We start from the raw sequence: 17,279 nt of genomic DNA, 5'->3' as shown, positions 1-17,279 counted from the left end.
CTGAATTCGGCACATAATGTTAGATTAATTAATCCTTCTAGTTCTCGTTTTTTAAAGCATCATGTCCTTCTTTTCCTGTTCGGATATTCACGACATTCGCTAATTCATAAATGAAGATTTTGCCGTCACCAGGTTTCCCTGTGCTCAAAAATTTCCTTGCCACATCCACAACATCCTGAACTGGAACTTCACAAACAACAATCTCGATTTTCATCCGATCATGTAACGACATTTCCCGATTTCGACCGCGATACGTTTCCACATAACTTTTCTGAAGTCCTGTTCCTTTTACTTCCGATACAGTTATTCCGCTTACCCCTATTTTTGCAAGCTCTGTTTTGAATTGTTCAAACTTAATAGGACGTGTAACGATTTCAATTTTCGTTAAAACCTCAGACATATGATCAACCTCCATTTAAAGTGATTCGTGATAGGCTTTTTCGCCGTGAAGTGTAAGATCAAGCCCCATTGACTCATCTTCTTCACTTACACGCAATGGAACGAAAAGATTTATTACTTTTGCAATGATATAAGTGACCACGGCCACGAATATATACGTTGCAACGATGGCTATAATCTGCTTCCAAAGCAAGTTGAAATCTCCGTAGAATAAACCATTAGCTCCACTTTCGTTTACGGAAGTAGTAGCAAATAATCCTGTCGCGATTCCACCCCAAGTTCCACCGATGCCATGTAAACCGAAAGCATCTAAGGCATCGTCGTATCCTAGTTTATTTTTCAGGAAGAATACACCCCAGAAGCATACTGCTCCACCAACGACACCGATAATGATGGAAGATGCTGGTGTTACGAACCCACACGCTGGTGTAATGGCAACTAACCCAGAAATCGCTCCAGATACTGCACCTAGCAATGTTGCTTTTTTATTCGCCATATACTCAACAATTAACCAACCGAGGATACCTGCAGCTGCTGCAACAGCTGTATTCACGAATACATTCATTGCTACCGCATTAATTGTCAGTGCGCTTCCGACATTGAAGCCGTACCAACCGAACCATATTAATGATCCGCCAAGGAATGTTAATGGAAGATTATGTGGTGCACTGTTACCTGATTCTTTCCTTTTTCCTAACATGATTGCTAAAACCAGACCTGCAACCCCGGAAGAAATATGAACAACGTTACCACCAGCAAAATCAAGAGTACCGAGTTCAGCTAACCAGCCGCCTCCCCATACCCAGTGAGCAACAGGAGCGTATACGAATAGAGACCAAAGAATTGTAAAAATTAAGAATGCTGAAAACTTCATCCGCTCTGCAATACCTCCTGCAATGATTGAAACGGTTAATACAGCAAAAGTCATTTGGAATAACATGAATAAACTATGAGGAATTGTTTCGCTGTATGGACCTGGTTCGAAGCCTACATCTTTTAAACCAACCCAATCCAGACCGCCAAGGAGTGCATTTCCTGGTGAAAATGATAATGAATATCCAACTAGTACCCAAAGAATAGAAATGACGGCCAGTGGCATATAACTATGCATTGCCGTATTCAGGACGTTTTTACTTTTTACCATCCCACCATAAAATAAGGCAATCCCTGGTGTCATTAGCCAAACCATCATTGTTGCCAAAAACATAAAAACCGAATCTGCCATTTGCATTTTGTTTCCCCCTTTTTTATATATGTTATGTTATTTAACATCATTATGTTATTTTTTTTATCATATACTTAATTTTCTAATAATTCAACTTTATTTTTATATTTTATCAAAAGAGCGTTAGATTTTATAACATTAGTATGAATAAATAACCGTAAATCTAAAGAATTTTGCCTTAATACCATTTCAAAAGAAATTTTTTTAGTCTAATGTTCTTATAATCCATCCCTACTTATTTCCCACGCTAAAAAACGAACCAAAAAGGGCCCTCAAATCGAGGGCCCTTCAAAAAAATAATTAGTTAACAACAACGAGACACTTTACCACCTTTAGCATTATACCGTTCATCCTGCGCTTCACAGAAAAATTCTTTCCTAGTTTTTACTGGATCTTTGGGATGGTGGACCTTCATATGGTCTACATAAGTTTCATAACTAGGTACGCCGACAAGCAAACTTACAAACTGCTTTCTGAAGCTAAGAATCTTTGTTAATCTTTTCAACATTGTCTTCCCTCCCTTATGACCTTGATACATAAGGTGATTCATGTAAATCTATTTTTTGATTTTTCAAGACCTTGATCCATAATCTTATGGCTGAAATCAGGACAGTGATGACAACAATCATGAAGATGGCACAAAGGGCTGCATCCACATAATCATTGATGATAACTCGTTTCATTTCGGCTAAGTTAGCTGCCGGGGCAAGAACCTCCCCTTTATCATAGGCGGCTTTAAATTTGTCCTTATGCGCCAAAAAGCCAATCGCCGGGTTTTCATGGAATAGCTTTTGCCAACCTGCCGTCATGGTTACAATCAATAAGAATACAGTCGGTACAAGCGTAACCCATGTGTATGCTTTTTTGCCCATTTTGAAAAGGACAGTTGTACCAAGCAGCAATGCAATGGCTGCAAGCATCTGATTTGCAATACCAAACAACGGCCAAAGTGTATTTATTCCACCAAGAGGATCAATAACTCCTTGATAAAGGAAATAACCCCAACCAAGAACACAAATGGCCGTCGCAATGATGTTTGGCAGCCATTTACTCGTCTGTGCAAATGGCTTATAAAAGGTTCCGAGAATATCTTGAATCATAAAACGCCCTACCCTTGTTCCAGCATCAATGGTCGTTAAGATGAACAATGCCTCAAACAGGATCGCGAAATGATACCAGAACGCCATCAGTGAAGCTCCACCAACCACCTGCGAGAAGATATGAGCCATTCCAATTGCAAAGGTCGGTGCTCCTCCAGTACGGGATAAGATCGTTTCTTCTCCGACATCATCTGCCAGACCAGTAATCATCTCTGGTGTCAAAATGAATCCCCAATCGGAAATCGTCGCTGCTACCTGAGCTGGCTCCGTTCCAACAACCGCACCTGGGCTATTAATCGCAAAGTAAATCCCTGGTGTCAGTACACAGGCTGCTATCATCGCCATGATGGCAACAAAGGATTCAGTCAGCATAGCTCCGTATCCTATTGGACGCGAATGAGATTCACGTTCAATCATTTTAGGTGTTGTACCGGAAGAAACAAGGGCATGGAATCCCGACACTGCTCCACAAGCAATCGTGATGAACAAGAACGGGAATAGATTCCCCGAGAAAACAGGTCCTGTTCCATCAATAAACTGAGTGACAGCAGGCATTTCAAGGCTTGGCATGACGATAAAGATACCAAGCGCAAGCCCGATGATCGTTCCGATTTTCAAGAATGTACTTAAATAATCACGTGGTGCCAATAGCATCCATACTGGCAGAACAGAAGCAACAAATCCGTATACGATCAACATGATAGCGATTGTTTCACCACTGAACGTAAACATTGGCGCCAATGTCGCGCTTTCGGATACAAATCGACCGAAATATAAAGCAAGCATCAATAAGATAATACCAATAATTGAACCTTCACCAACCCGACCAGGCCGGATATATCTCATGTAGACGCCCATAAGGACTGCAATCGGGATGGTTGAAGCGATCGTAAACATCCCCCAAGGACTGCCAATCAAGGCTTTTACGACTACAAGGGCAAGTACCGCTAATAATATAATCATGATACCAAGAATCCCCACCATTGCAATCAAACCTGTAATAGGTCCAATTTCCTCTTTAATCATCTCACCAAGCGATTTGCCGTTACGGCGCATCGAACCGAAGAGTATAATAAAATCTTGTACCGCTCCGGCTAAAACAACTCCAACTACAAGCCAAAGTGTTCCCGGCAAATATCCCATCTGTGCAGCAAGGATCGGTCCTACAAGCGGACCAGCTCCAGCAATTGCTGCAAAATGGTGACCAAACAACACCCATTTATTTGTAGGGACGTAGTCTTTTCCATCATTATTTGCTTCTGATGGAGTCTGACGATTGTCATCTAGCTCAAACACTTTCTGTGCGATAAATTTACTATAAAAGCGATACGCAACCGAATATACACAGAGAGCTGCAGTGACTATCCACATAGCATTAATACTTTCTCCTCGGTTTAAAGCAACGAAACCAAAACTTACTGCACCAACCGCCGATATAATCCCCCAAAGAATGACTGACTTAAGCGCTTTCATTTTTTCATCTCCTATCTATTAAAATTATTAATTACTATAAAAAGTCTTCATTTCATATGGCAATATGCTTACATACTTCCCCCTTAACCAAACGAATTTAAAGAATTTTGTATATATTCAGAATTATATGTCATTAAATGGTTACTTAGCAATAGTCAATTAGTCAATTTGTAATGGATTTATAACCACTTTTATGGAATATACCGTCTTTCTTCCTGATTTGTAGGCACTTTCACGGGCCGCCAATACCACAGCTATTCCGTTAACTAATCCATGTATCCAAACGAAGCAATGGATTAACCTCATCAAACACATTGAATTAACTATGAACAAAGGCATTCCTGCTGATTCAGAGGAAGGAAGGCTTATTGCTGAAGACTTACATTTGTCTGAGTTGATTTTCGAGGGAAACAAAGAACTAGAGGAGAAATTCTGGGATGTGCGTAAATCGGAGACTGACTCTTCTTCCGCAGGCTTGTACCCGGTAAAGGCAGAGCTCCTTGCTTTTTTAGACGAAGCAATTGCATCATTAAATGAAATCGAATGCAATTCCTAGGGATAGGGTTTTGACTTTACAGTACCAACGCAAAAATGTGCGCCCAGCGGCACACATTTTTTTCATCCGGTCTGATTTTCCTTTAATGAGCTTCGATAAAGTTCGGAATAAAATCCTCGCTGCTGCAAAAGCTCATTATGAGAACCTTTTTCAATGATTCTTCCTTCATCCAGTACCAGAATTTGATCACTTTGCTGAATCGTATTCAATCGATGAGCAATGACAAAACTCGTTCTTCCCTCCATCAATCGGTGTAACGCTTCCTGGATTTTCAGTTCGGTAATCGTATCTATACTGCTTGTCGCTTCATCTAAGATTAATAGAACGGGATCTGCTAAAATCGCTCTTGCAATCGATAGAAGCTGGCGCTGCCCCTGACTGATTCCACTACCATCCTGATTCAAAATGGTATCATATTGATCTGGAAGCTTCATGATAAAGGAATGGGCATTTGCAAGCTTGGCTGCATCCACAACTTCTTCATCCCCCGCCTCTAATCGTCCGTAGCGGATATTTTCAAGAATGGTCCCCTGAAATAAAAAAGAATCCTGTAAAACAAATCCCATATGCTTACGGAGGCTGGCTCTCGTTACCTGCCGGATATCCTGGCCGTCGATCAAGATCCGACCACTGTTTGGTTCATAAAAACGGGCAAGCAGATTAATGATTGTCGTTTTACCTGCCCCCGTTGGCCCCACAAGGGCGATGGTTTCTCCTTTTTCAGCATGAAAGCTGACATCATGTATTGTTTGATCCTCTTCATCATATGAAAAGGAAACTCCTTCAAAGTCCACCTCACCACAGACATTCCGAAGTTTACCGGCCTGTTTCTCATCCATTTCCTCTTCTTTTTCATCAAGAATGGCAAATACACGCTCAGCACCAGCAACAGCCGAAAGCAGCGTATTAAATTGGTTAGCCAGGTCATTTAATGGCCGGGTGAATTGCCTTGAGTACTCGGTGAAAATGACAATGACCCCGATGGAAACCGTACCAACGCCACTCAGTGCCAAAAATCCACCGACAGCAGCAATTACCGTAAAGCTTAAGTTGTTCAGTAAATTCATTAGCTTTGGAATCAGCCCTGAATAAGATTGCGATAAAAACCCAGCTTTCTTTAAGTTTTCACTCCGGGTAATAAAATCGCTGATAACTTTATCTTCCTGTGAAAAAGCCTTCACGATCCGCTGCCCGGAAATTGTCTCCTCGATAAACCCGTTCAGTTCCCCAAGATTTTTCTGCTGTTCTTTAAAAAGCTTTCCTGTCCGGTTTGTGATCCATCTCAACCCGAAGAACATAAGCGGAACGATAAAGAGAGTAAGAAGCGTTAGCAATGGGCTCAAATACAGCATCACTCCGATTGTTCCTACCAATGTCAGTATACTTGAAAAAACCTGAATCACAGAACTATTCAAAGTAGAACTGACATTTTCAATATCATTCGTTACCCGACTCATCAATTCCCCATGCTGACGGCGGTCAAAAAAGGGGATCGACAACTGATGAAGCTTTTTAAACAATTGATTGCGCATCACATACACCGTATCCTGCGCAATCCCGATCATCCAATAATTCTGCAACCACATCGAAAGTGAATAGAAAATATAGACCGCAAGAAGCCCGAACAACAGGTTTATTAGCCCTCCGCTATCCTTGGTGACAATATAATCGTCTATGGCCATCCCAACAAGAAAGGGTCCGAGTAATCCCAATACCGAGCTTATTAGTACCATAAGCAGGACATAGAATAGCAGACCTTTATTCGTTGCTAAATAGGGGATTATTCGTTTTATCGTATTCCATGAGTTGGATGGTTTTGACTTTGCATTAGCGGGAGATATTTTTCGACTCAAGTGAAATCCCCTCCTCCCCAAACTGTGAGTGAACGATTTTTCGATAAAGAGTACTTGTTTTAATCAACTCTTCATGTTTTCCTTCCGCAAGCATTTCACCATTTTCAAGCAATAAAATTTTATCTGCCTCCATGGCTGTACTAATTTTTTGTGTAATGATAAGTGTCGTGCATGTATAGGACTTTAAAGCATTAAGCAGTTTACTTTCTGTTTTTAAATCCAGGGCACTTGTACTGTCATCCAGCAGAAGAATCTTCGGTCTACGCACCAATGCCCTTGCAATCGATAACCGCTGTTTTTGCCCACCTGACAGATTCACTCCTTTTTGCCCTAACTGCGTTTCATATTGTTTTGGCAGTTTCATCACGGTCTCGTGAACCTGAGCATGCTCGGCTGCTGTCATAAGCTCTTCCATCGTGGCGTTTTCTTTCCCCCAAGCAATGTTATTCTTTATGGATCCTGAAAAAAGCAAGGCTTCTTGCGGTACATAGCCAATCCTTTTTCTAAGGGAATCCAAGGGAATATTTTTCACATCTTGGCTGTCTATAAAAATGGATCCGCTTTCAACTTCGTACAATCTTGGAATTAGCTGAAATAAGGAGGTTTTCCCTGAGCCTGTCGCTCCGATAATAGCAAGCGATTCTCCTGCTTCAACAGTGAAACTCAAATTTTTCAATACCGGTGTACCACTTCCAGGATAATGGAATGATACATCCTGAAACTCGATGCTTCCTGCTTTAACGGCCCCACTCTGACTTTCCATCTTACCTTCATCTAGATCTATGGGGGTTTCAAATATTTCAGTCACGCGTTCAGCTGAAGCCTTTGCTCGTGAAATGACCATGATCAGCCACGAAAAAACTGAAAGTGATGCTGCAATCCTCGTTGCATAGTTAACAATCGCCACCACTTCCCCGACCTGTATATCTCCAGTTGCAATAAATTCGCTTCCAAGCCAAAGAATGACCAGGATGGCCAAATTCATAACCAGCATCAGCACCGGCATCGTTGTTTCAATTAAACGAAGGGAAGTTACAGTCTTTCTTTTCAACTCGTCATTCGCCTCGTCAAATCGTTTGATTTCATGCTCCTTACGAAGAAAAGCTTTAATTAAGCGCATGCCTATCAGATTTTCCCGCATGACGCTATTAACATTATCGAGCTTTTTCTGGACGAGTTTAAATAGTTTAGCCGCTCGTTTCATAACCCACCCTAAAAAGAACACAAGAATGGGAATCGAAATGACTAACACAAGAGACAGTTTCAAATTGACCGTAATCGCCATGATCGCGCCACCAAGTACAATTAATGGAGCTCTTGCCATGATACGCAGACCCATGAAAACCGTATTTTGAAGCTGCGTCACGTCATTCGTCATCCTTGTAATCAAAGATGAGGTCGGAATGTTATTCAAATTAGCAAAAGAAAACGCCTGAATTTTTCCAAAAAGGCTTTTCCTGACATCATGGCCAAAACTCTGACTCACATGAGATGCTGTAAACGAATTAACGATTCCTCCAAGAAATGAAAAAATAGAAAGTCCCACCATAATGCTTCCCCACTTAATCACTACTGATAGATCTTTCTGTAAAATACCATCATCAATTATTTTTGCAATAAATAGCGGTTGTAACAGTTCAACACCGAGCTCAACAATCATTAAAAATAAAGCGAGAGTAATTAAGAGTCGGTATGGCTTTAGAAATGAGAACAGTTTTTTCATCTATGACACCCTTCAATTCTTCATATGTAGAAAGCATTTTTATCTTTTCATTATACATTTTTATACAGAATTTATAAAAGATTTTGAAATAATTAATAGGATTGGTAAATAACTTGAATTTTTTTTTAGAAATACTCTTGACAAATAACAGGAAATAAGAGAAAATTCTAATTGATAATGATTTTCAATTTCATTATCGATCTCTGAAATTTGATAAGTAAATACGATAATCTATTATCGTACCCTTTTGATATTGTACATAGATACAATGTCGCCCCGGCTTCTCTGTGCCTAGTAAAAATTATATGCTTAGTAGCGAATGCAAGTCACTAGAATATTGCCCCCTCTTTATTCAAGTCATTTTATTCACGTTGAAAGCATATTAGGCAGCCGGGGATTATTTTTTTTGAAAACTAATAAACGTTCATATATAGATAAAAGGAGCAGGATGAGCATGAAACTTGAACAAATCATTAAAGAACGGCGCAGTATTAAACGATTTAAGGACATTCCTGTTCCCCTTGATACCATTCAATCCTTATTGGAAACATCGACATGGGCACCTAATCACAAAATGACCCAGCCGTGGCGCTTCATCGTCGTGCAGGGGGATAGCCGTTTAAAACTGGCTGAAGCAACCCGAGCTTTTATGGCAGGCAAGGAAAAGGATCCAGAAAAGAAAAAAGAAGCTGGACAGCGCGGATATAATAAACTAAAAGATGTTCCAATGTTTGTCGCGGTTGTAATGGACGAAAACCCAAATCCGATGACTCGCGAAGAAGATTATGCAGCTACAAGTGCCCTGATTCAGAACTTCAGCCTGCTTGCCTGGGAACAAGGAATCGGAATGATTTGGGAAACATACGGCATGATTCACAGCACAGAGTTCCGTGAAGCTTTAGGCGTAAATCCTGGTGAAAAAATCGTCGGTAGTCTGCACGTTGGCTACCCCGATATGATTCCCACCCCACGTCCACGGAAATCGATTGAACAACTACTAACAGTTATGAACTAACTAAAAAGGAAAGCCTCCAATCTTCAATTTGGAGGCTTTCCTTTTCTTTATTATAGATGTCGATTACGTTTTATAAATAAAACTTCATATGAGACTTTTCCTGTTTATAATAATCCAGCCTTTCCTGTAGTGTTCCCGTATGGAATTCGAACTTATGCCCATCTAAATCAGTAAAATAAATAGACCTTTTATCTCTCTCATTTCTCTCCCTGCCTGTAAGGATATTCACCTGTAAGCTTTCCAGCTTCTCATAGATTTCATCAAAGTCTTTTTCATCAATTGAAAACGCCACATGTGTATATGAATCTTTTATTTCATTTCTTGATATATCCTTTTCTAAATTAAGAGCGATCCACATACCATTCAAATCGAGGTAGGCCGTGGAATTTCCCTTAACTAGCAACTTCGCCCCAAATACAACTTCGTAAAATTCAGTAGATTTATCTAAATCAGAAACTGAAAATAAAAAGTGATTCAACCCTTTAATATTGATAAACTTCCTCTCCCTTCCTGTAGAAAATAATCATTTGCCACAAAAAAACTATTACATAATCGCGGGAACTTTAATTTTCAGGGAGAATTCTTCACTTTTATAGGTGAAATCCAAATAGCCTTGATGTTTTTTCACGATATCAGCGATGATTTTCGTTCCCATCCCTTCATGCGGCCCCAATTTCGTGGTTTGACCGTATTTTTCAAACAGTGCATCCAGAATGGGATTAGGTATGGGCAGACTGCTGTTGCTACATGATAAAAGGTACATACCGCTCCGTTTATAAAAATGAAGCGTGATTTGTGCTATCTCCCCTTTTTCCTCCTGCCATGATTCAGCTGCTTCAATCGCATTAGTAAGCACGTTCCCAATCAATGAGACTAGTTCCTGATCCTTTATAGGTAAAGACGAAAGCGGGACATCGAGATGATACACAATTTGTACTTGATTTTCCTTTGCCCTCCGGTACATTTGATGAAGAATCCCGGCAACGACCCCTTTTTCACCTTTAATTGATAGATTCGTTTCTTCAAACACATCTACTAATTCATTTATGTACTCTTTTGCGGTTGCCACCTCGTCACGTTCGATCATAAACTGAAGTGCAGACACGTGCTTCAGAAAATCATGACGCTGACTGCGTACCACCCGGAAGGTTTCATTAACCTGCATCCGTTCTTCTTCCATTTGCTTCTGCTGATTTTTAAGCCGGAGGAAACGTCTCCCCATATTGACCCTAATCATTTCTATCCCTATGAACAAAAGGAAAAGACCCAGATACGCGATTGAAGGTTCTATCCATGCATAAAGTATCGCAACAATCAGCTGCGTGCCTGATAGAATAGCAGTCACATAGTTTCCCAGTGAAATTTGCTTATAGAGGTGAGAATACTTTCGGTAAAGGAAAAAAGCAAGAAAGCAGATGAATATCGCTGATATGTATGGCGGGAAAGGCAAAGAAAGTAATTCTGTTAATCCATAAACATTCCATGCCCCTAATAGAGCCACAATTATCGGTAATGCATTCATAGTCTTCACACCTTAAAAGTATTGAGCTTGCAAAAAGTCCACTCTTTCCTTCGTGATCATCGCCTGCTCCTCGATCCCCTCGAAGTTCACGAGGTAGGAATTTTTTGCATACAAAGAAAAATTTTTCACAAAATGAATGTTAATGATGAATGAACGATGAGATCGGATAAAATCTCTTTCCCGCAACTCACCTTCCAGTTCATTCAAAGTCTGATAGGTTTTAATCGGACCGTTTTTCGTATGTATTGTGGTCGAACGTCCAGAGCGTTCGATGAAAACGATATCCTTTTTTTGTAAAATATGAATATCATTTTTCAGTTTTAAAAAAAGCCTTCCCGCCACTTCAGCTGTTTTTGATTTTTCCAGAAAACGATCGATTGATTTGACGAGCCTATCCTTCGAGTAAGGCTTCATGATATAGTCATGTACATTTAGCTCAAACGCATGGACAGCATACCCACTGGTACCAGTCACAAAAATGACAGCAATATTCAGTGCATGAGAATGAATGATGTCTGCCAATTCATATCCTGACAAATTGGGCATTTCGATATCCGCTATAAGTAAGTCAATCGTTTCCTGCTTAATCTGCTCATAAGCATATTCCGCGGAATCAGTAGAAAAGACAAGCTCGATACCCGGTATCTGGATCACAATACCATTCAGCTTGTCCAAATCAATTCTCCGGTCATCCACAAGTCCTACCTTCATTTTCAACTCTCCTCATCTAAAATTATCTTTATTTTACCATTTAGATTTGGAAAAATGACCTTTTCGCGACAATAAACGGCATTTTCGCGACAAAACTACAGTTTCTCATTTAGTTTATTTGTATGATTAAAACAACCAAAGAGATTGTAGGAGGTACCGAAATGATCGAAATTCATGAAATCACAAAAACGTTCCAAGATAAAAAAATATTTATAACCGCTCTTAAACATGTTTCCCTTGATGTGAGAAGAGGCCAGATTGTCGGATTGCTTGGAGAAAACGGGGCAGGAAAGACAACCTTGCTGCGTTCTATTGCCACACTTTTGACTCCAACAGATGGATATATCAAAGTTGCCGGATTTGATACTTTGGATAACCCGAATGAAATTAAGAAAAGAATCGGCGTCTTGTTCGGTGGTGAAACCGGTTTATATGACCGCTTAACCACACGTGAAAACCTCGCTTACTTCGCCACACTTTACGGATTAAGCAAGCACGAAACAAAAGTACGGATTGAAGAGCTCGCTGTCATGTTCGGGATGAAAGATTATCTCGACCGAAAAGTTGGAGGATTCTCCAAAGGTATGCGTCAAAAGGTCGCCATATCACGTACGCTAATTCATGATCCTGACATCATACTTTTCGATGAGCCGACGACAGGACTTGATATCACTTCATCTAATGTATTTCGCCAGCTTGTTCTTCAACTGAAACAGCAGGGTAAAACGATTATCTTCTCAAGCCATATCATGGAAGAGGTTACTTTACTCTGTGACTCCGTAGCAATGATGCATAAAGGGGAACTGATTTATAAAGGAAAGCTTGAGTCTCTTTATATAGAAGAAAATAGTCGTGACCTGAATTATATTTTCATGTCCAAACTTGTAAGGGGGAACCAATCTCATGTTTCTTAATATGTATGTGAAAGAAATGAAGGAAGCTTTAAGAGATCGTCGCACATTGATTTTGAGTGTATTCCTACCTATTCTCTTGTTGACTGGGTTAACACTATTTTACGAAAGTTTGATGACCACAGATGAGAATGAAACCTATACCCTGGCAGTCGATCCGTCATTCAGCAAAGACGGCAAAGCCTTGCTTAGTGATTTTCCACAAATCGAAGTCAAATCATTCGATAACCCGACCAAAGCCATCGAAGAAGGCAAAGCCGCTGCAGCCCTGCAAGTAAGCGACGGTTTCATGGAACAAATTAAAAAGGGCGAACAAGTCACGTTCAGCCTCTCCGGTGACACGTATAGCCAAGATAGTTCTTTCGCCCTTTCACAGGTCGAGTCAGCTTTAACACTTTTTGAAAAGCAAATCATTCAAGAACGGCTGCAAAACATCAATACTGACTCTAGTCTGATTAGTCCGCTGCAAGTCAACATCAAGGAAGTGGGCCTTGATACCGATAACGGGGCGTCACTGAGCATTCTTTCAATCTTTTTACCGATGATTATCACGATGGCCATCAGCACTGGGGCCTACCCGCTTGCCTCTGACTTATTTGCAGGAGAAAAAGACCGCAAAACGATGGAAGCCCTGCTAATGACTCCCGTCAGCCGTGGGAAAATCCTTGTAGCCAAATGGCTTACAATTTCATCCATCGGGGCGCTTGCAGGAATTGTCTCTATTCTAGTAGTCACCTTGGAGCTCATTTTTCTAACGGAAGAACTTAGAAAAGGATTTGATTTCGGTAACGACCTATGGATGATCCTCCCTACTGCCCTATTGATTACGGTATTATTTTCAATGTTCATGGGGGCTTTGCAAATGTCAGCTAGCATTATATCCAAGACCGTCAAGGAATCCCAAAACTATATATCACCGATAACAATGCTCGTCATTATGCCTGCACTATTCTTAGGCGGAACAGGCTTACATGAATTAACAACCAAACACTTCTTGATTCCAATTTTCAATATTTTTGCTCTCTTTAAAGAATTGATTTATGGCGTGATTGATTATCAAAACATCTTCCTTACAGCCAGTAGCCTCATTGTCTCAATTGCTTTATTCTTTGCTGTATCTAGGATTTTATTTTTGAAGGATAAATGGGTATTGAATTAAAGTAGACGCGCTGAACTCTCAGCGCGTCTTTTACCTGGCGAGATTTTTGATTAACAGTAAAAAACCTCCTTTTCAAGGAGGTTTCTAAAATCTCATTCTCAAAAAAACTCGTGATATAAAGCCTGAATTGCCGTCTCTTCACTATGACCTTTTACACCGAACATCATGCTCACCTCAGAAGAGCCTTGGTTGATCATTTCGATGTTGACCTTAGCTTCAGCCAGCGCTTTTGATGCTCTTGCCGTTGTACCCACATTATGACGCATGCCTTCCCCGACAACCATAATTAACGCAAGGTTATGTTCCACAATCACTTCATCAGCATGAAGCTCCTGCTTAATGCGCGAAACGATCTTCTTCTCAGCTTCCTCTGTCATTTGATCCTGCCTTAGTATAAGCGTCACATCATCAATACCGGATGGAATATGCTCATATGAAACCCCGTAATCTTCAAGGATATGAAGCAGTTTGCGTCCAAATCCGACTTCACGGTTCATCAAGTATTTACTAATGTAAATACTGCAAAACCCTTTGTCACTCGCAATCCCAATAACCGGGCCATTCGTATTATCGCGTGTGCTCACAATACGCGTCCCCTGAGCCGCTGGGTTATTCGTGTTTTGGATATGAACAGGAATTCCGGCACGAAATGCAGGAATTAAAGCCTCGTCATGGAACACCGAGAAACCAGCATAAGAAAGCTCACGCATTTCGCGATACGTTAACTCTCGGATCCCCTTTGGATTGGAAACCACGTTTGGATTCACAGCGAAAACGGCATCCACATCTGTAAAATTCTCATACAATTCGGCCTTAACCCCATTGGCAAGAATCGAACCCGTAATATCCGAACCACTCCTTGAGAACGTTAAAACATCGCCATCTAACGTGTAACCGAAGAACCCTGGGAATACTACAATTCCCGGCTCATCACGTAGAGCATATAACCGCTCATATGATTCGGGCAGCACTTTAGTGTATCCATCTTCATCCTTTACAATCAAGCCAGCTTTCTTCGGATCCATATACTGCGCCTCTACCCCACGGCTTTGAAAATAAGCCGCAACCAGCTTCGCATTATTATCTTCACCGCTTGCCTTTAAAGCATCCATATAACGCTTCGGATTATTTTGATCTGCACGTAACAACGTGTGCAAATCTTCACGAATCTCTTTAATGACATCCTCTGAAATATCTAATTCTTCAGCAATACTCGCATACCGAGTGACCACATCTTCTATCAAGAGCTGGCCATTCTCACCGCGCAGTTGCTGTTCGGCAACTTCAATCAATAAATCCGTCACCTTTATATCATCGGAATTGCGTTTCCCTGGAGCCGAAACAACAACAATCTTCCTCTCTGGATCAGAAACCACAATTTCGAATACTTTTTTTAACTGTTCACCTGACGCAAGTGAACTCCCGCCAAACTTCGCAACTTTCATCCCGACATCCCCTATTTTTAAAAATATTCTGTCAAAATCAACTCTCCCTATTATTACGTGTTTTGACAAAACAATCAAGAGTTAATTCCTTTGCACAAGGACATTTGTGTTTTCGATAAAGACAAAGTCGATAAAATTATTGAATGAGGATGCAGAAAAACGTATAATAATCACTCTTCTTTGTAGCACTTTTCACATTTTATACGGTTCATTTACAAAAAAAAACGTCAAAACAAAATACCTAGATTCTGTTTTGACGGGTTAAATTAAATATCTTAGAATCAGTGAATCCCTCGATAGGATTCATCCTGTGTAGCTGTGTTTTTCTGTACTTTTCCCTAACCTAGTAACTGGCGATAACTGCCTAAGAGCACCATTCTTAATGAGCTTTGATTACAGAATGAAGATCCTCTTCTACTGCATTCGGTGATAGGTACATTGCGTCTGCCAGACAATAGGCTTCGTAACAGTCATTTTTGAAAAATGACCAGAGGGGCTCCAACCGCATAAGAGGCTCCTCTAATGTTTAGCGATTATCTACAGTTTCCGGATACAAGTCGTGATTCATCAAGCGGAAATTCGCCATTTCCTCAAACTTCGTCCCTGGTTTCCCGTAGTTTGTGTATGGATCAATAGAAATTCCGCCCCTAGGTGTGAACTTGCCCCAGACTTCAATATATTTCGGATCCATCAACTCGATTAAATCGTTCATGATGATGTTCATGCAATCTTCGTGGAAATCACCATGGTTGCGGAAGCTGAACAAATAAAGCTTCAAAGACTTGCTTTCGACCATCTTCACACTAGGAATATAGCTAATGTAAATGGTTGCAAAGTCCGGCTGGCCAGTAATTGGACATAGGCTAGTAAACTCCGGACAATTGAACTTGACAAAGTAATCCCGGTTCGGATGCTTGTTATCGAACGACTCCAAAATTTCAGGCGCATAGTCGAATGTATATTTTGTGCCTTGATTCCCAAGTAATGTGATATCTTTTTTTAATTCTTCTTCTTTTCTTCCAGACATAAAAAGTCCTCCTCTTCCACGTTTCACAGGGAGATTCATAAAGTGGGCCTCTATATAACAAAAACCATATCTCCTCAAAGATATGGTTGATTCGCGAAAAATATCAAAGCCATAGTTTTTTTAAGAGGGTGATGCTATGAACCTCTCCCGTTTTTCGGGAAATATTTTAAAATTGTCATAGTAAATATAGAAAAAAATATCTAATCTGTCAATCATACTTTTTTAATTTAGTTTGATTCCTACATGTATTCAGCTTAAAATGTAGAAGAAGTTTATCCTACATGAAGGAAGAGATTAAAGCAATGTGGATCTTTGCAGCACTCATCACCAGTTTGTGTTTCGGAATCAATAACAGCATTTTTAAATGGAGTAGCGGAAAGGGTTACTCAAAGGTACATATCCAATTTTTCTTTTATTTTGTAGCTTTTATTTTGTCCATAATTTATGGAGTACTTGTGGATGGTTTGAACCTGAACTTGCTTTCTATCATGCTGGGTGCAGCAATTGGTGTACTGAACGCTAATGGAAATATCCAGATGGCAAGCGCCTTTGAAAAAGGTCCGGCAAGTTTGACATCTCCACTAATTGCAGCGAATGCAATATTCCCCATTCTCTGTGCAGCATTAATTTTTCACGAACATATTTCTTCCTTGCAGTGGAGTGGAATAGCCTGCATGCTTCTCGCTACCTTAGTCATTCAGTATACACCTAATGCTAAAGGTAATCATCAATATTTACCTTGGATTATGCACACTTTATTTTCCATTTTATCTTTTGGTGTGCTCGGCATCTTAATGACGACATCAACACGTCTTCATTTAAACTCCCTTGATATTCTAGTATCAATGTATGGGGGCGGAACTCTTTATCTTCTTTCGGCTTTGGCCTTTAAGAATGAAAAAATCAAGCTACAAGAAGTTAAAATTGGTTCCTTAGTAGGTTTTTTAAGCATCATAGCCTATGGATGTTATTTCTTTGCGTTGAATACCGGCATCGCAAGCATCATTTTCCCTGTCGTCAGCCTAAACTGTTTAGTGGTCGTATTTGCTGGATGTTATTTATTCAAAGAAAAACTAAAATCCTATCAAATTGCCGGCGTATTTGCAGCCTTAATCGGAATTATCTTAACCAAAATTTGAATAATAAATTTTCTAAAACAA

The 17,279-nt window shown here is 40.2% G+C and carries 17 protein-coding genes; 5 read left to right on the top strand and 12 right to left on the bottom strand.

Translation table 11 applies throughout. The features are described from left to right. Nucleotides 1-37: 37 nt before the first annotated feature. The 5 genes from RE409_RS02615 to RE409_RS02595 all read right to left on the bottom strand — a co-directional run bounded on the left by RE409_RS02615 (nucleotide 38) and on the right by RE409_RS02595 (nucleotide 4,503). Nucleotides 38-400, bottom strand: a complete 363-nt coding sequence (locus tag RE409_RS02615; protein ID WP_201183112.1) for a P-II family nitrogen regulator — start codon at nucleotides 398-400, stop codon at nucleotides 38-40. A gap of 15 nt (nucleotides 401-415) precedes the next feature. Further along, nucleotides 416-1,630 carry an ammonium transporter gene (locus RE409_RS02610; protein WP_201183114.1) on the bottom strand — a complete coding sequence of 405 codons (1,215 nt, stop codon included), beginning with the start codon at nucleotides 1,628-1,630 and terminating at the stop codon, nucleotides 416-418. A gap of 298 nt (nucleotides 1,631-1,928) precedes the next feature. Then, a complete protein-coding gene (locus tag RE409_RS02605) occupies nucleotides 1,929-2,132 on the bottom strand; it encodes a YbdD/YjiX family protein (RefSeq protein WP_053344312.1) in 204 nt (67 codons plus the stop codon). Between the two features lie 13 nt (nucleotides 2,133-2,145). Then, a complete protein-coding gene (locus tag RE409_RS02600) occupies nucleotides 2,146-4,197 on the bottom strand; it encodes a carbon starvation CstA family protein (protein ID WP_201183118.1) in 2,052 nt (683 codons plus the stop codon). Nucleotides 4,198-4,356: 159 nt separating this feature from the next. Beyond that, on the bottom strand, nucleotides 4,357-4,503 hold the full coding sequence (locus RE409_RS02595; RefSeq protein ID WP_201183120.1) for a hypothetical protein: 147 nt from the start codon (nucleotides 4,501-4,503) through the stop codon (nucleotides 4,357-4,359). A gap of 19 nt (nucleotides 4,504-4,522) precedes the next feature. Here RE409_RS02595 and RE409_RS02590 point away from each other — a divergent pair, with 19 nt between their 5' ends. Continuing rightward, complete coding sequence (locus RE409_RS02590; RefSeq protein ID WP_201183121.1) at nucleotides 4,523-4,753, top strand: hypothetical protein; 231 nt, start codon at nucleotides 4,523-4,525, stop codon at nucleotides 4,751-4,753. Between the two features lie 62 nt (nucleotides 4,754-4,815). On the opposite strand, the gene RE409_RS02585 is transcribed toward RE409_RS02590, so the two are convergent. Further along, on the bottom strand, nucleotides 4,816-6,606 hold the full coding sequence (locus RE409_RS02585; RefSeq protein WP_201183122.1) for an ABC transporter ATP-binding protein: 1,791 nt from the start codon (nucleotides 6,604-6,606) through the stop codon (nucleotides 4,816-4,818). Continuing rightward, nucleotides 6,581-8,329: an ABC transporter ATP-binding protein gene (locus tag RE409_RS02580; protein WP_309558472.1), complete on the bottom strand. Its 1,749-nt coding sequence runs from the start codon at nucleotides 8,327-8,329 to the stop codon at nucleotides 6,581-6,583. The genes RE409_RS02585 and RE409_RS02580 overlap by 26 nt, the downstream gene beginning before the upstream one ends. A 454-nt stretch (nucleotides 8,330-8,783) precedes the next feature. Here RE409_RS02580 and RE409_RS02575 point away from each other — a divergent pair, with 454 nt between their 5' ends. Continuing rightward, nucleotides 8,784-9,344, top strand: a complete 561-nt coding sequence (locus tag RE409_RS02575) for a nitroreductase family protein (protein ID WP_053344308.1) — start codon at nucleotides 8,784-8,786, stop codon at nucleotides 9,342-9,344. A gap of 70 nt (nucleotides 9,345-9,414) precedes the next feature. On the opposite strand, the gene fosB is transcribed toward RE409_RS02575, so the two are convergent. From fosB to RE409_RS02560, 3 genes are read right to left on the bottom strand one after another with little or no spacing between them, the layout of a single operon-like run. After that, nucleotides 9,415-9,837 (bottom strand): metallothiol transferase FosB, encoded by a 423-nt coding sequence (gene fosB / locus RE409_RS02570; RefSeq protein WP_201250922.1) that lies wholly within the window; start codon nucleotides 9,835-9,837, stop codon nucleotides 9,415-9,417. A gap of 51 nt (nucleotides 9,838-9,888) precedes the next feature. Further along, entirely contained in the window at nucleotides 9,889-10,866 is a 978-nt protein-coding gene (locus RE409_RS02565) for a sensor histidine kinase (protein ID WP_309558470.1), read from the bottom strand. Nucleotides 10,867-10,878: 12 nt separating this feature from the next. Further along, the gene (locus RE409_RS02560) at nucleotides 10,879-11,577 is read right to left on the bottom strand and encodes a LytR/AlgR family response regulator transcription factor (RefSeq protein ID WP_201183125.1); all 699 of its coding nucleotides are present in this window, start codon (nucleotides 11,575-11,577) and stop codon (nucleotides 10,879-10,881) included. A 161-nt stretch (nucleotides 11,578-11,738) separates the two neighbouring features. Between RE409_RS02560 and RE409_RS02555 the strand changes: the two genes are divergently transcribed. Next, on the top strand, nucleotides 11,739-12,491 hold the full coding sequence (locus RE409_RS02555; RefSeq protein WP_201183126.1) for an ATP-binding cassette domain-containing protein: 753 nt from the start codon (nucleotides 11,739-11,741) through the stop codon (nucleotides 12,489-12,491). Then, nucleotides 12,481-13,647 (top strand): ABC transporter permease, encoded by a 1,167-nt coding sequence (locus tag RE409_RS02550; RefSeq protein ID WP_201183127.1) that lies wholly within the window; start codon nucleotides 12,481-12,483, stop codon nucleotides 13,645-13,647. The genes RE409_RS02555 and RE409_RS02550 overlap by 11 nt, the downstream gene beginning before the upstream one ends. Nucleotides 13,648-13,745: 98 nt before the next feature. Here the strand turns inward: RE409_RS02550 and RE409_RS02545 are convergent, their stop codons facing one another. After that, nucleotides 13,746-15,092 carry an aspartate kinase gene (locus RE409_RS02545; RefSeq protein ID WP_053344305.1) on the bottom strand — a complete coding sequence of 449 codons (1,347 nt, stop codon included), beginning with the start codon at nucleotides 15,090-15,092 and terminating at the stop codon, nucleotides 13,746-13,748. A gap of 526 nt (nucleotides 15,093-15,618) precedes the next feature. Beyond that, nucleotides 15,619-16,119: a preQ(1) synthase gene (gene queF, locus RE409_RS02540; RefSeq protein ID WP_053344304.1), complete on the bottom strand. Its 501-nt coding sequence runs from the start codon at nucleotides 16,117-16,119 to the stop codon at nucleotides 15,619-15,621. A 281-nt stretch (nucleotides 16,120-16,400) separates the two neighbouring features. On the opposite strand from queF, the gene RE409_RS02535 reads away from it, so the two are divergent. Beyond that, entirely contained in the window at nucleotides 16,401-17,258 is an 858-nt protein-coding gene (locus RE409_RS02535; protein WP_242485339.1) for a DMT family transporter, read from the top strand. The last annotated feature ends 21 nt before the right edge of the window (nucleotides 17,259-17,279 follow it).

The sequence above is a fragment of the Peribacillus sp. R9-11 genome (assembly GCF_031345095.1).
Lineage (GTDB): Bacteria > Bacillota > Bacilli > Bacillales > DSM-1321 > Peribacillus > Peribacillus butanolivorans.
This window is presented reverse-complemented; position numbering and strand designations above follow the sequence as displayed.